15 protein-coding genes are annotated in these 14,058 nt (G+C 57.6%); 4 read left to right on the plus strand and 11 right to left on the minus strand.

What is annotated here, in order from left to right:
* The first annotated feature begins 49 nt into the window (after nt 1-49).
* A complete protein-coding gene (locus RHM65_RS14315; RefSeq protein ID WP_322165315.1) occupies nt 50-238 on the plus strand; it encodes a hypothetical protein in 189 nt (62 codons plus the stop codon).
* 22 nt (nt 239-260) lie between these two features.
* On the opposite strand, the gene RHM65_RS14320 is transcribed toward RHM65_RS14315, so the two are convergent.
* Together RHM65_RS14320 and RHM65_RS14325 are read right to left on the minus strand one after the other, a co-directional pair.
* Nucleotides 261-503 (minus strand): DUF2789 domain-containing protein, encoded by a 243-nt coding sequence (locus RHM65_RS14320; RefSeq protein WP_322165314.1) that lies wholly within the window; start codon nt 501-503, stop codon nt 261-263.
* 134 nt (nt 504-637) lie between these two features.
* Nucleotides 638-868 (minus strand): hypothetical protein, encoded by a 231-nt coding sequence (locus tag RHM65_RS14325; RefSeq protein WP_322165313.1) that lies wholly within the window; start codon nt 866-868, stop codon nt 638-640.
* Between the two features lie 423 nt (nt 869-1,291).
* On the opposite strand from RHM65_RS14325, the gene RHM65_RS14330 reads away from it, so the two are divergent.
* Complete coding sequence (locus tag RHM65_RS14330) at nt 1,292-1,759, plus strand: hypothetical protein (RefSeq protein WP_322165312.1); 468 nt, start codon at nt 1,292-1,294, stop codon at nt 1,757-1,759.
* Between the two features lie 5 nt (nt 1,760-1,764).
* Here the strand turns inward: RHM65_RS14330 and RHM65_RS14335 are convergent, their stop codons facing one another.
* Genes RHM65_RS14335 through RHM65_RS14360 form a run of 6 tightly spaced genes read right to left on the minus strand, consistent with a single transcriptional unit; the run spans nt 1,765 to nt 7,843 of the window.
* Nucleotides 1,765-2,133 (minus strand): Na+/H+ antiporter subunit G, encoded by a 369-nt coding sequence (locus RHM65_RS14335; protein WP_322165311.1) that lies wholly within the window; start codon nt 2,131-2,133, stop codon nt 1,765-1,767.
* Nucleotides 2,130-2,408 carry a K+/H+ antiporter subunit F gene (locus tag RHM65_RS14340; protein WP_322165310.1) on the minus strand — a complete coding sequence of 93 codons (279 nt, stop codon included), beginning with the start codon at nt 2,406-2,408 and terminating at the stop codon, nt 2,130-2,132. Before RHM65_RS14340 ends, RHM65_RS14335 begins: the two co-directional genes overlap by 4 nt.
* Entirely contained in the window at nt 2,405-2,893 is a 489-nt protein-coding gene (locus RHM65_RS14345; protein WP_322165309.1) for a Na+/H+ antiporter subunit E, read from the minus strand. Before RHM65_RS14345 ends, RHM65_RS14340 begins: the two co-directional genes overlap by 4 nt.
* The gene (locus RHM65_RS14350) at nt 2,890-4,584 is read right to left on the minus strand and encodes a monovalent cation/H+ antiporter subunit D (RefSeq protein WP_322183686.1); all 1,695 of its coding nucleotides are present in this window, start codon (nt 4,582-4,584) and stop codon (nt 2,890-2,892) included. The genes RHM65_RS14345 and RHM65_RS14350 overlap by 4 nt, the downstream gene beginning before the upstream one ends.
* Nucleotides 4,581-4,925 (minus strand): Na+/H+ antiporter subunit C, encoded by a 345-nt coding sequence (locus RHM65_RS14355; RefSeq protein ID WP_322165307.1) that lies wholly within the window; start codon nt 4,923-4,925, stop codon nt 4,581-4,583. Before RHM65_RS14355 ends, RHM65_RS14350 begins: the two co-directional genes overlap by 4 nt.
* The gene (locus RHM65_RS14360) at nt 4,925-7,843 is read right to left on the minus strand and encodes a monovalent cation/H+ antiporter subunit A (protein WP_322165306.1); all 2,919 of its coding nucleotides are present in this window, start codon (nt 7,841-7,843) and stop codon (nt 4,925-4,927) included. Before RHM65_RS14360 ends, RHM65_RS14355 begins: the two co-directional genes overlap by 1 nt.
* A 901-nt stretch (nt 7,844-8,744) precedes the next feature.
* Here RHM65_RS14360 and RHM65_RS14365 point away from each other — a divergent pair.
* Both RHM65_RS14365 and RHM65_RS14370 read left to right on the plus strand, forming a co-directional pair.
* Nucleotides 8,745-9,308: a helix-turn-helix domain-containing protein gene (locus RHM65_RS14365; RefSeq protein ID WP_322165305.1), complete on the plus strand. Its 564-nt coding sequence runs from the start codon at nt 8,745-8,747 to the stop codon at nt 9,306-9,308.
* Nucleotides 9,309-9,352: 44 nt separating this feature from the next.
* The gene (locus RHM65_RS14370) at nt 9,353-10,786 is read left to right on the plus strand and encodes an FAD/NAD(P)-binding protein (RefSeq protein WP_322171034.1); all 1,434 of its coding nucleotides are present in this window, start codon (nt 9,353-9,355) and stop codon (nt 10,784-10,786) included.
* A gap of 100 nt (nt 10,787-10,886) precedes the next feature.
* On the opposite strand, the gene RHM65_RS14375 is transcribed toward RHM65_RS14370, so the two are convergent.
* From RHM65_RS14375 to ssuD, 3 genes are all read right to left on the minus strand, one after another.
* Nucleotides 10,887-11,327 (minus strand): hypothetical protein, encoded by a 441-nt coding sequence (locus tag RHM65_RS14375; protein ID WP_322165304.1) that lies wholly within the window; start codon nt 11,325-11,327, stop codon nt 10,887-10,889.
* Between the two features lie 199 nt (nt 11,328-11,526).
* Complete coding sequence (locus RHM65_RS14380; RefSeq protein WP_322183688.1) at nt 11,527-12,627, minus strand: sigma-54 dependent transcriptional regulator; 1,101 nt, start codon at nt 12,625-12,627, stop codon at nt 11,527-11,529.
* Nucleotides 12,628-12,748: 121 nt separating this feature from the next.
* Complete coding sequence (ssuD, locus tag RHM65_RS14385; protein WP_322165302.1) at nt 12,749-13,894, minus strand: FMNH2-dependent alkanesulfonate monooxygenase; 1,146 nt, start codon at nt 13,892-13,894, stop codon at nt 12,749-12,751.
* Nucleotides 13,895-14,058: the final 164 nt, after the last annotated feature.

Consider the following 14,058-nt stretch of genomic DNA (forward strand, 5'->3'; position numbering starts at 1 on the left):
TAAGATAGCGACATCGTTACCTTGCTAATGAAATCTCGGGAGTACGCTCATGCATAGCAAACTCGATGTCGCCGTCATGATCGGAAGCGGCGTTCCACCGTCAATGCGCGCGTTGGGCCAGCAGATGTGCTGGGTGGTTTTGCTTAACGGTGAGCGACGAGGCACTGCCTTTGCCAGCCGCCATGATGCCGAAGAGTGCCGATCAGCCTGGGCCGCCCAGTTGTCCATGACGGCCTGACGTCACTACGGTTGCCGGCAGCCTATTTGTTGGCTTCGTGCAACAGCGCATTGAGTTCATCCACAACCGGCGCCCAATCGGCGTCTACGCGTAATTCTTCTTTAAGAAATTTCGCCTGTTGCGGTGTCCAGAACTCAGCGTCGATCAGTTTGACGTCTTCGGGCAGCGGGCCATGGCTGTCGACGAATGCGTCAATGCTGGCCTGATCGGAATCAAGGCCCAGTTGATCGAATAAGGTCTGTAGGGTGGGTGTCGTCAAGTCCATGTCATCTCCGTCGCGGGCAAGTAACTTGTTGGATGGCAACGCCACACTTTAACCGTGGCACAGTATCTGAGGCTTTGGCTCGGCAAGAGTTCGGATGGAAATGCCCGAAGACGAAAATTCTGGACGACGGCGAACTAAGCGCTCAATGCGCCGGCGTCTACAGCCACTTTTAACGCCTTGGCCGATTCCTTTGCTGCCGCCGCAGCGACGTCGGCGGTTTTGAACCAACGGTCTTTTTCGACCTGGTGGTAGCTGATAGCGTTTTTCCCTTCCTTGGCACGCATTACAATTACAGCTTGGTACTCGCCTTCGACTTCTCTGGACTCACCCCAGATGAAGAATTCGCCGATATCAAATTCAGTCACTATTACCTTCCCATGGATGACGAGTTGCTACTCTATGGCGTGCTTGTGCTTCGCCGGTAGTCTTGAGGTGCGCGAGTATGGCAGTTGTTGACGTGCTCAGGCGGTGTTTAGCACTAACGATGACGAATGACAGGTTGTCGGATCGAGGGCTGATCGGCAGGGGCAAGCTTGGGGTATTGGGGTTAAACCGAACTATTGCTTGATAGCGGACGAAAGGTATATATCCGTAAGGCGCCGCTAGCCGGTAGAATTGCTTTTTTCCCCCCCCTCGGATTTACCATTCGATATTCCCCGGTCACTGGGGGTAGCGTCCTGAAAGGCTCGAGCGATATTGCTAGGCGCCGAACCCCATGGACCAAGACCCGTTTTCTGCGGCGCCCGACACAGTTGGGTACGCTCATTTTCAAGTTTGAGGATTCTTCATTGGCAGTCAGTAATCTGGACATGCACGCATTGTTCGTACTTGGCGATCTTCGCGCCAAGCTGGTCAAGCAATTTCAATCCCGTTTCGTTTATGTCACTGAGCAGAATGCCGAAGGCATTTACATTGCCGAAATCGACACTGAAACCGCGTTGGTGGTGGACGATAAACCCCGACTCGAACTCAAAGTAGGCGATCATTTTCGCGCGGCGGTATTGCCCAGCCGTGAAGGTGGGAAGTTCGAATTGAAATTCCGCGATATCAAATTGACGGTCTACGGGCTAGGCGAATATGCCTATGTCGATACCGCTGAGGGGCACGGGATAGTGTTCAAGGAAGGTCAGACTGTTGTCACAGTGTTCGCGGCTCACGAGCAGTTGCAAGGCACACTCAGCAAGACATTAAAAGCGGTGACCGGCAAAGCTGCCAAATGGCGCAAGGGTGAGCTGACCTTCAAGGCCAGTGAATAATCCCCTCAGTGTCCACCGGCATCCCGTTCGCCGCTGACCTCCGGTGGCACGTCATCGCCGGCCACGCGTTTGCGGAACAACCCGGTACGTGCCAACAACAATGTGGTGACCGGTACAGTGATCGCCAGCAGTATCGGGATTAACCAGGCGTGCAGCACCGGCCCGGAGTTCAGGGCCGAGAAATAAACGATAGAAGCCAAGGCCACTAGCCACGCACCCAGCGTAGAAGCCAGCGCTGGTGGGTGCATGCGTTGAAAGAAGTCCTGCATTCGCAGCAAGCCCAAGGCCCCGGTCAGGGCCAATAGGCTGCTGGATAGCAATAAGAGTGCGGTAACGACTTCGACCCAATACGGCAACACGCTGAGCGAACTCATTCGATCACCTCACCACGCAATAGAAATTTTGCCAGCGCAAATGACCCGACGAAACCAAATAAAGCGATCAGTAGCGCGGCCTCGAAATAGGTGTCGCTGGCGTAGCGAATGCCCAGCACCAGCATTATCAACATGGCGAGCACGTAGAGATAATCCAGCGCCAATACCCGGTCCTGCGCGGACGGGCCAATGAATAAACGAATTAACGTCAATACCATCGCCAAGGCAAAAATGCACAGGGTCAGCAGGATTGCGTTGGACAGCAGGTCACTCATTGGAAAATCTCCATCAGCGGGCGCTCATAACGGTGTTTGAAATGGGCAATGAATTGAGCCTCATCGTCCAGATCAAACACGTGCATCAATAGCACGCTGCGGTCCAGCGCTAGCTCTGACCACACAGTACCCGGCACCACTGTGGTAATCATCGACAGGGCCGCCAAGCCATTGGCGTCGCGTAAGTCCAACGGGACTTTGACGAATGCCGGGCGAGGCGGGCGCCGCTTGGCATTCCATACGCGCCAGCCCACGGCCAAGTTAGACGAGATGACATCGCACCCCACTTGCAAGACCAGTTTAAACAGGACGTTCGGTTTGCCGATGCGTACCGGCAGCGGACGCAACGGCGCCGTGAGCACCGGTGCGATAAACCCCAATAGCGCGCCCAGCAGCAGGTTGCCAAGGCTGAGTGACCCGTTCAGCAGCAGCCACAGCACCCAAAGTGCCAATGACAGCCATGGGGCAGGAAAGAACCGCTTCATGGTTGTGTCTCTCCAGCCGAAGTGGGTCCGAGCAGTGGCCGTGCGGCCATCACCGACAACACATAGTGCTGTGGATCATGTAACGCAGCAGCCGTGTCTTGTGTGTAGCGCAGCAAGGGTTCGGCTTTGAACGTCAGCGCGATGCATAACCCCAGCAGAATCACGATGGGCAGGCATTCGTAGCGACGCAGCAGCGGGGAAGGCCGGTTCGCAGGTGTCCAGAAACGCTGAATGCCGACTCTGGAGAAAGCCACCAGCGACGTGAATCCGGAAAAAATCAGCAAGCCGATCAACGTCCAACTGACACTGGAAATCGCTTCTTCCTTTGCCACATCCAGCCCCAGCGGATTGAGCAGCGCACTGAGCAGGGTCAGTTTGCCGATGAAACCCGACAGTGGGGGCATACCGATGATCAACAAGGCGCAGGCGATGAAGCTCAGGCCGAGGAAGGCTTTGGTCATGGGGATTACCTGACCCACCACTGCTTTCTGTTCGTCATCAAGATTGGTACCCGGGGGCGGATGCAGCGACTCCACGGTTTTGGGCAGTTGGTCGGGGTCCTCCTCCAGCGGTATTTCGTTAGCCGAGCGCGAGCGTTCAATCAGTTCTGCTAGTAGGAACAAAGCGCTGAGGGTCAGGGTCGAACTGACCAGGTAAAACAGCGCGCCCGACGTCAAGCTCGGCTGTGCAAAACCGATGGCTGACAACAGGATGCCCGCCGACACGAGGATGCTCAGACTGGCCATTCGCTCAAGACGTTGGGCCGCAAGAATGGCCACGGCTGAGGTCACTACCGTCGCCATGCCGCCGTAGATCAGCCAGTCCCCACCAAAAAACGCCGAGGCGCCTGCCTGCCCGGAAAACAGTAGCGTCCACAGCCGCAATACGGTGTAGACGCCGACTTTGGTCATGATCGCGAACATCGCCGCAACCGGTGCGCTGACGGCGGAATACGCCGGCACCAGCCAGAAATTCAGCGGCCACATCCCGGCTTTGGCCAGGAACGCGGTGGCCAGAATGGCCGCGCCGGCGTGCAATAGGCCGCGATCCGCTTCGGGAATCAATGGGATTTTCATCGCCAGATCGGCCATGTTCAAGGTGCCGGTGACGCCATAGATCATCGCCGCCCCGATCAGGAACAGCGACGACGCCACCAAGTTGATGGTGATGTAATGCAAGCCCGCCGAGACCCTGGCGCGGCCGGAGCCATGCAGCATCAAGCCGTACGATGCCGCCAACAGCACCTCGAAAAACACGAACAGATTGAACAGGTCAGCGGTCAAAAATGCCCCGTAAAGGCCCATCAACTGAATCTGAAACAGCGCATGAAAACTGGCGCCCGCCCGGTCCCAGCGCGCCAATGCGAAGAGCAGGGCACAGACGCCAATGATTCCGGTCAACACCAGCATCAGCGCAGAAAGATGGTCCACCACCAACACGATGCCGAACGGTGCTTCCCAATTGCCGGGCAGGTAGACACCGATGGAGCCCGTGGTGCCCTCCTGCTGGACCCATGCCAGCAGGCAGATCGAAATACCCAATCCAACCACGGTGGACAGCAGATTGATTTTGGCTTTTAGGGGCCGACGCTTTTCACTCAGCATTAACATCAGGGCGGCGGTCAACAGCGGCAGCAGAATCGGTACGACGATCAGCTGATTCATAAACGTCGCAGGATTCAGTTCGGTCATTGTGTCGGCTCCCGGCCATCCACATGGTCGGTGCCGGTCAGGCCCCGTGATGCCAACAGCAACACCAGAAACAGTGCGGTCATGGCGAAGCTGATGACAATCGCGGTCAGCACCAATGCTTGCGGCAATGGGTCGGTGTAATTGAGCAAGTCATGGGGCACACCGTCCTTGATGATCGGCTCCTTGCCGATGAACAGGCTGCCCATGCTGAAGATGAACAAATTGACCCCGTATGACAGCAGGCACAGGCCCATGACCACCTGGAACGTTCGCGGTCGCAGGATCAGCCACACCCCTGAAGCGGCCAATACCCCGATGGCAATGGCGATGACTTCTTCCATCAGGCAGCTCCTTGCGTGGTGATGGGTTTGGGCAGCGAGGTCGGACGATGACTACGCACCGATTGGTGGCCCAACGCCGTGAGAATCAGCAAGGTCGAACCCACCACCACGGCATAGACGCCGATGTCGAAAAACAGCGCGCTGGCGATATGCACGTCCCCAAGTAACGGCAGGTTCAGATGTGCGGTATGCGTGGTGAGGAATGGATAACCCAAGGTCATGGCTCCCAGGCCTGTGAGTGTCGCGCAAAGTAGGCCGGTACCCATCCAGCGCAACGGCCGCAGGCTCATTTGCGCTTCGACCCACTGGGTGCCTGCAACCATGTACTGCAGGATGAACGCCACCGACATCACCAATCCGGCAACAAAGCCGCCACCGGGCTGATTGTGCCCGCGCATGAACAAGTACATCGACACGATGAACGCAATGGGCAGGAGCAAACGCACCAATACCGCGGGCACCATCATGAACCCCAGCGCGGTGTCGCTGGCGCTGCGCGGGTTGACCAGATCGGTCACCACGTCGCGGCCCAACAGACGCTGTTGCGCCGGTAACGGAATGCTTTCCTTGGGAGGACGGAAGCGTCTGAGCAAGGCAAATATGGTCAGTGCCACGGCCGCCAATACGGTGATTTCACCCAGGGTGTCGAAGCCGCGAAAGTCCACCAGCATGACGTTCACTACGTTGCTGCCGCCACCCTGGGGCAACGCGTGACGGAGGTAGAACGACGAAATCGTATTGGGTGTCGGCCGGGTCAGCATGGCGTAGGAGAGCAGCGCCATACCGCCACCGACCAGCCCCGCTAACAGCAAGTCACGAATCCGTCGAGCGCGGGCACGGTTGAGGCTGTCCGGCGACGGCGCGACATTTTCGTTACGCCTCGGCAGCCAACGCAGCCCAAGCAGAATCAATACTGTTGTGACGACTTCCACGACCAGTTGGGTCAGGGCCAGGTCCGGTGCCGAAAACCAGACAAAGGTCATACAGGTCATCAACCCGCAGACGCTGACCATGGTGAGTGCTGCCAGACGGTGATATTTAGCCTGCCATGCAGCGCCAATGGCACAGGCGATTGCGATGAGCCACAAAGTCACGAACACCCCGGAGCCGGGAATTTTTGGTCGATCACCCCAGCTCAAACCGCTATGAAACATCGGGATCGCGCCGGCGATCAGTGCCACTAACACCAAAAGAAACAACTGCGCCTGCAAGCGGCGGGTACTGAACAAACGCTCAAAACGTCGCGCCCAGCGCATTTTTAGCACCAGGACTCGTTCGAACAAACGTTTGCCGTTCAAGCGGGAAACCAGCGGTGGGCCGGTAAAGCGCTCCTGTTTGAACGAGGTCCGCAACAGCAAAAACAGGACGATGCCGCCGCCCATGGCCACCAGACTCATGATCATTGGCGCATTCCAGCCGTGCCAAATTGCCAGGCTGTACGCTGGCAATGCGCCGCCAACCACCGGCTGGGCGGCCGCAGCCAGCAAAGGCCCCACGGATTGCGCCGGGAAAATACCGACAACCAGGCAAGCGAACACCAGCAGTTCCACAGGAACACGCATCCAGCGTGGCGGTTCGTGAGGGGTATGGGGCAGGTCGGTAGCCTTTGGACCGAAAAACACATCCACAGTGAAGCGTAACGAATAGGCAACGCTGAACGCCCCGGCAATGGTCGCCACCACAGGCAGGGCGACCTCAACCCACGCGGTGGAAGAGATGAACACGGTCTCGGCGAAGAACATTTCCTTGGACAGAAAACCGTTGAGCAGCGGCACGCCGGCCATGGCTGCACTGGCAACCATTGCCAATGTGGCGGTATAGGGCATTAGTTTGATTAAGCCGCTGAGGCGTCGAATATCACGGGTGCCGCTCTCGTGGTCGATGATCCCGGCGGCCATGAAGAGCGACGCTTTGAACGTGGCGTGATTGAGGATGTGAAACACCGCCGCGACCGCCGCTAATGGGCTGTTCAAGCCGAGCAGCAAGGTAATCAGCCCCAGATGGCTGATGGTTGAATACGCCAGCAAGCCTTTGAGGTCGGTCTGGAAAATCGCCGAGTACGCACCCAGCAGCAGGGTGCAGGCACCGGCACCGCTGACGATCCAGAACCATTGTTCAGTGCCCGACAACACCGGCCAGAACCTGGCCAGCAAAAACACCCCGGCCTTGACCATCGTCGCCGAATGTAAATAAGCCGACACCGGCGTCGGCGCGGCCATGGCGTGGGGCAGCCAAAAGTGGAACGGAAACTGCGCGCTTTTGCTCAAGGCGCCGATCAGGATCAATGGCAAGAGTACCGGGTACAGCGCGTGGGCGCGGATCTGGTCGCCAGCGGCGAGCACTGTATCCAGGTCGTAACTGCCGACCACATGGCCGAGCAGCATGACGCCCACCAATAACGCCAACCCCCCGGCGCCGGTTACGACCAATGCCATATAGGCACCCCGTCGCGCATCGGCGCGGTGGTGCCAATAACCAATGAGCAAGAAAGAGAAGAGGCTGGTCAGCTCCCAGAAAAACACGATCTGGATCAGGTTGCCGGAAATGACCAAACCCAACATCGCGCCCATGAACGCGAGAAAAAACGCGAAAAAGCGCGGCACTGGGTCGTCTGGCGACATGTAGTAGCGGGCATAGAGCGACACTAGCGCGCCAATGCCCAATACCAGCATCGAAAACAGCCAAGCGAAACCGTCCATTCGCAACGAAAAGTTCAGGCCCAGACTGGGCAGCCAAACGAACTCCTGATGAATAACGCCGCCGTTGGCAATTTGCGGATACCACAACGCGACCTGTATCGCCCCGGCCAGGCTCAGTGCGCCTGCCAAAATCGACTCGGCATTACGCGCGTTGTGCGGCAGCAATGCCGCCAGGCAGCTGCCGATAAAGGGCAGAAGCAGCAGAACTATCAGGGACATAGGCTTCTAATCTGCGGGGAAAGGCAAGAATGATACGTGGCGGGTTGCTGATCACCAATCGCCAACCTATGGCAAGATCCTACAGAGCATGCTTTACAAGGGTAGTCTGGAGTTCGACGCCGCGCTGTCGCGCAGCAAACTGGGAAGCACTGTGTGTGCTTCGAGATTGCAGCGTGTCAGGACGCAAGCCTTCCCGAATAAATTCGGTCCCACAGATTTTGGGGCTGTACAGATTTCTGAAGGAGGTGCCGAAGGCTGCGATCAGGTCCGAAGGACCCTCGCCAACAAGTTGGCTCTACAAATAGTCGCCCGCCTATAGATTGCCGGTGAATTGAATATCGAATTACGGAAAGAGGCCCCATGAAACCATGCGGCCGAACGCAGGCGTTGCGCAGGGGGTAACGAGGCAAGGATGCCGAGTAAGCCGTGCGCGGCCAGGGACGGCCGCTCACGGCGACCCCCGGAGCAACGCCGGAGTGAGGGAAGACCGAGCCTAAGCGAGGTCCTGCATGGTGGGGCAAGCGTTTTGGGTTACCTTTTTGCGGTTCGGCGTCCCGACGGTTGAAAAAGGTGACTCGCTGTAAAAGCGAAACTATAAGCTCAGCAACCACAAAGGCCAGATATACACGCCAAACCCAGCGCCAACCCATTGTTTTCAAAAGACTAAAAAGTAGTTTGATAAGAGCCATGTTGTGGTGGCGAGCGCGCGGATGCGGTCTGCCAGGTAAACCGCCTCGCCAACACGTTGGCTCAGATGGCCGAGCGCCCGAGATCGCCTGTGAGTTAAATGCCGAATTGCTGTAAAAGCGAGACCATACATTCAGCAACCATCAAGATGAGACGACGCGTTACATCGAAAGTGGGCAATATCCTGCGTAGATCCAATGGAGCGAGTAATAGCGTGCACAAAGACAGTTCCCATCGAGCGCCAGTGCTGCAACACGTCAGCCAGAACGTGCGACGCCTGCGCAACGCAGCAGCGTTGAGCCAGAGCGCCTTGGCGGAAAAGTCGGGGGTCAGCCGGCGCATGTTGGTGGCCATCGAGGCGGGCGAGAAAAACGTTAGCCTGGCCACCCTTGATCGGGTGGCCGATGCGCTGGAGGTGGCGTTCAGTGACCTTATCCAGGCGCCTGACGGGCGTGATCCCAGCCGAATCAATGAAGTGGCTTGGGCCGGCTTAATCCCCGGAAGCAAGGCCGTGCTGTTGGCCAAGGCAATGGCGAAACGTGAAGTGGAACTGTGGGAATTTTGCCTGCAGCCCGGCGAAGTCTATTCTTCCGAAGCCGATCCTGAGGGTTGGAGCGAGCAAGTGTACGTATTTGAGGGGTGCCTTGGGGTTTGGCTGGGGGGTGATATTCGTTACGTTGAAAGCGGCGAGTTCTTTATGTTTGCCAGCCATCAAGTCCATGCCTATCGCAATGACGGCCACGTGCTGGTGCGTTTCGTCCGTAACGTCGTGTTATGAGTTCTCAATCGAAGGAACCGCATTAGATGAAGCCGTCAGGAAAAATGCCCGCATCGCAACTTGAACAGGCCAATCGTACTGTTCGTACCGCTGATATCCTGATTGTCGGCGCAGGCTTAAGTGGCAGCATGCTGGCCGTGCAATTGCTGAGACTGCCGGGTAAGCGGCACATTCTGATTGTCGAGACACGCAGTGAGTTGGGGCGAGGAGAAGCTTACAGTGCCACCGAGTTGGGCCACACGTTGAACGGTAACGCTGCCCGAATGAGCGTCGAGCCCGATGATCCTGACGACTTGACCCGCTGGCTCGGCCATTACATCGCGGGGGGCGGTTGGCCTGAGTCTGCCGAGCAAGGAGTGCCGGTGGCCGAACTCTTCCCTCCCAGGGGGATTTTTGGCCTGTACGTTCAGCAACGACTGGCCGAAGCCCAAGCTTTGGGCGCCACCAATGGATCGACGCTGGAGCATGTGCGGGACGAAGCAGTCGATCTACAAAGCAGTGATTTTGGCGTACGCATAACGCTTAAGAGCGGTAAGCAGTTGCAAGGCAAGTTCGCCGTTCTGGCCACCGGAATGTTCCCCGCCGCGCGCACGCAGCAACGTGAGTCCAGTGGGCTCAATGCAGCAGCTGTTGATCCGTGGGATGTCTGCACCATGAGCCAACTCGATCCGCAGGCCAAAGTCTTGATTGTCGGTGCTGGGCTGACCATGGTCGACGCCTTGGTGTCCTTGCAGCAGGCCGGGCATCGGGGACCGATCGAAGTTTTTTCCCGTCATGGCTTGTTGCCGCATGTTCGTCGACAACCGCCCGTATGGGTAGATTTTCTGGCCGCAGATCCCAGCATTCGCAGCACACGCCAGTTACTGCGCAAGGTGCGCGAGCAATGCCAGCAAGCCATTGCAGCAGGGATCGATTGGCAAGCGCCGTTGGATACAGTGCGCGCCCACATCGGCCGATTGTGGAGTCAGGCCAGTGATGTGCAACGCCGGCAGTTCGTTCGCCATGTTCGGCCGTGGTGGGAGAGCCACCACCATCGCTCGCCACCCATGGGCGCGGCGTTGCTTGCAAAGCTGGTCAAGGAGGGCCGTTTAACGATTCATGCCGCGTCGTTTCAGGGGTTGGAAATGTTATCCACAGGTCAGTTGCAGATTCGCGTCCGTCGACGAGGCGACGCTGAACCGTCGTACATCATCGGGGATGCGCTGATCAATTCAACGGGCATCGAATACGACTGGCGTCGAGTGGACCGGCCGCTGCCCCGTCAGCTGTTGGCCAGGCGCCTGATCCAGCCGGGACATTTGGCGCTGGGCATTGCTGCAAAGGCTAACGGTGCGTTGCTCGATGCGCAGGGAATCGTGTCGAAGCGACTGTTCTCACTGGGCCCGCCGTTGCGCGGCATGTGGTGGGAAAGTACGGCGGTCACCGACGTTGCCAGTCAGGCAAAAGCGTTGGCTGAGCGATTGGCTTCACTGCGTTAGTGAATGATCCGGTTGCGCTGAGTCATCAAAAACGCCGCTCGACCCTAAGGTCCAAGCGGCGTTTCTTCCACGGTGAGGCTCAGTCCGTGGACGTCAGCACTTAGCGGATGCTGTCGATGCTGCCTTTGTTACCGGTAACTTTGACGTTCACCTTCTTGAAGATGAAATAGTCTTCGACATTCACTTCATAACGCGGCGCAACGATCAGGTCGGAACCGGAGCTTTTCACTGCTTTGTAGGCAGCCGCTGCTTTCACGGCGGAGATTGGATCAGGCAGGCTCAGTGCGGAACCGCCAGCGCCAGCGCCACCGTAGGTAACGCCATCGGCGAACTGAGTGTCGCCACCCACGCTCAACCAGCCAAACAGGATGTTGGTGGAAGATTCGCCGGTGATTTTTTCGCCGACTTTTACGTTCGCTTTCAAGTCAGCGGTGACCGAACCTGAAATCGGAGCGGTTGGCTGGCTCATGTTATAGCTCACGCAACCGCTAGTCGTGGCGATCAACGTGGCAACGGCGGCAGAGAGGTATAATTTTTTCATTCGGGAGAACTCCTGAGGGTAAGTGCTTGGCAAATTAAGCCGGCGCAACCTTAACCAGAGTGCTTTCAAGAAGATGTCAGGCGCTTCCTATTTGGTTGAGGGTTTCTTAACCACCTGTTGTAAGTAAATTCCGTAGGAGCTTGGCAGCCAGTCTTTTTTCCTCCTGAGCAGGGTAAAAAAGCTGCTCAACGCCCAAGCGCTAGATCGACAGTTGCAGGAATCGCTCCTCCTCGGCGTCGTCATTCTTTCTGCGTTTATTAACCGCCAGTTCGCCGATTTTGATCAGGCGGGTGCGGATGATGTTGCGACTCAAACCCAGCAAATTCGCGGTGTGTACTTGGTTGTAGTGGCTAAATCGGTAGGCCGCGCGCAGCAAGCTGTCTTCGACTTTTTCATGCAGGGCGCCGGTGTGTTCTTCGAATAGCGCTTGAAAAGCCCTGGCTAGCAGCCCGTTGGCGGACGGGTCTACCGGCGTATTTTCTTCCTGGCGTTCGATGCGCAGATTCGACAGGCGTAAATCGTCGCGCTGGATGACGCCATCATGGCAAATGAGCAGGGTGTGGTGGATTACGTTTTCCAGCTCGCGAATATTGCCCGGCCAGCCGTAGGTTTTGAGTGTGTGTTCGGCCTCCGGACTCAGCGTAATCTGGCCATAACCCAAGCGTCGGCTATAGACCTCGATGAAGTGTCGAGTCAGCGGTAGGATATCGCCGGGCCGCACACGCAGTGGACTCAGTTCCAGGCTGACCACGTCCAGCCGGTAATACAAATCCTCGCGAAAGTGCCCGGCGTTGATGGCTTTTCCCAACTGCACGTTGGTCGCCGCGAGCACCCGAACGTCGATGGGCGTACTTTTACGTGAGCCCAGGCGCACGACTTCCCGCTCCTGCAACACCCGCAGCAGTTTCACCTGAATTGACATGGGCAGATCGCCGATCTCATCCAGAAACAGCGTGCCGCCATTGGCCTCCTCAAACCAGCCGGCTTTGGCGCCCAAGGCCCCGGTAAACGCGCCCTTTTCGTGACCGAACAACTCGGCTTCAACCAGCGATTCGGAAAACGCGCCGCAGTTGACCGCTACGAACGGACCCTGGCGACGCCCGCTCAGGTTATGGATATGCCGTGCGACCAGCTCTTTGCCGGTGCCGGTTTCGCCAATGATCAGTACGCTGGCATCACTGGGCGCGACCTGGTGCACATGCGCCAGCAGGGCACGTGATTTTGGGTCTTCGAACACTTGAGCTGTGGCCCGGATCGATGTCGCCAGTGCGGGCGATGGCGGTAAGGTCAGAAGCTGCATAAGCATCCCTTTCTGGTTGTAATCGTGCTGCGAACACAAATTCTGTATGAGCCAACTGGTTGGCAAAGCGCTTAATTCGGTGCGCCAGATACATCGCCTCGCCAGTTGGCTACAGGGGGGGTTAGGCGTTGGCCTGGGTCGGCAGTACGTCGTTGGCGATCATTTCGCCGAACGGCCCGGTCAGGTTGGTGATGCCGCGTCCCGCCAGGCTGGCGTAGGGTTCTGGCAGCAGCGGGAACACCAATTCGGCAAAGCGATAGGCTTCTTCCAGGTGCGGATAACCGGAGAAGATAAAGCTTTCGATGCCCAGGTCCGCGTATTCCTTGATTCGCGCCGCGACTTCCTGCGGGTTGCCCACCAACGCGGTGCCTGCGCCGCCTCGTACCAGGCCAACACCGGCCCACAGGTTTGGCGCAATTTCCAGGTTGTCGCGACGGCCATCGTGCAACGCTGCCATGCGCCGCTGGCCTTCGGAATCAAAGCGCGAGAAGGATTTTTGCGCCGATGCGATGGTTTCATCGCTGATGTGTTCGATCAGTGTGTCGGCAGCTTGCCAGGCCTCTTCGCTGGTTTCACGCACGATCACGTGCAGCCGAATACCGAAGCGCACCGTGCGGCCCTTGAGTGCGGCTCGTTTGCGAACATCAGCGATCTTTTCCGCTACGGCGGCCGGTGGCTCGCCCCACGTCAGGTAGACGTCCACTTGATCTGCGGCTAACGCGTGGGCGGCTTCTGACGAACCGCCGAAATACAACGGCGGGTAAGGTTTTTGGATCGGCGGGTAGAGCGCTTTGGCGTTCTGCACGCGCAAATGCTTGCCTTCGAAATCAACGGATTCACCTTGCAAGACCCTGCGCCAAATCTGTAGAAACTCGTCGGAGACTTCGTAGCGTTCGCTGTGATCCAAGAAGCTGCCGTCGCCGCGATTTTCATCTGGATCGCCACCGGTGACCACGTTGATCAGCAGTCTGCCGCCGGACAATCGATCCAGCGTTGCGGCCATCCGGGCCGACACGGTGGGCGAAATAATCCCCGGACGAATCGCCACGAGAAAACGCAGGCGTTCGGTCAGTGGGACCAGGGCCGAGGCGATGACCCAAGAGTCTTCGCACGAACGGCCGGTGGGTATCAGCACACCGTGATAACCGAGGTCGTCTGCGGCCTGGGCCACTTGTTTCAGGTAGTTCAGGGTGACGGGGCGGGCGCCCTTAGTGGTGCCCAAGTAATGGCCGTCGCCGTGAGTGGGGAGGAACCAGAAAACGTCCATGAAAAATCCTTCAAGCAAGGTCGGCTAATTTTTTTCAGCGGCAAACAGGCGGCCACTGTTGAATAGCTGTTGCTGGTGAACAAACAGTGGGCTAGTTATAAAGCCTCAGGGTTATTCCGCAAAAGAACCTAAATCTATATTTTTAGATCGTTTATACATAAGCG

It is taken from the genome of Pseudomonas sp. CCI4.2, from assembly GCF_034350045.1.
Lineage (GTDB): Bacteria > Pseudomonadota > Gammaproteobacteria > Pseudomonadales > Pseudomonadaceae > Aquipseudomonas.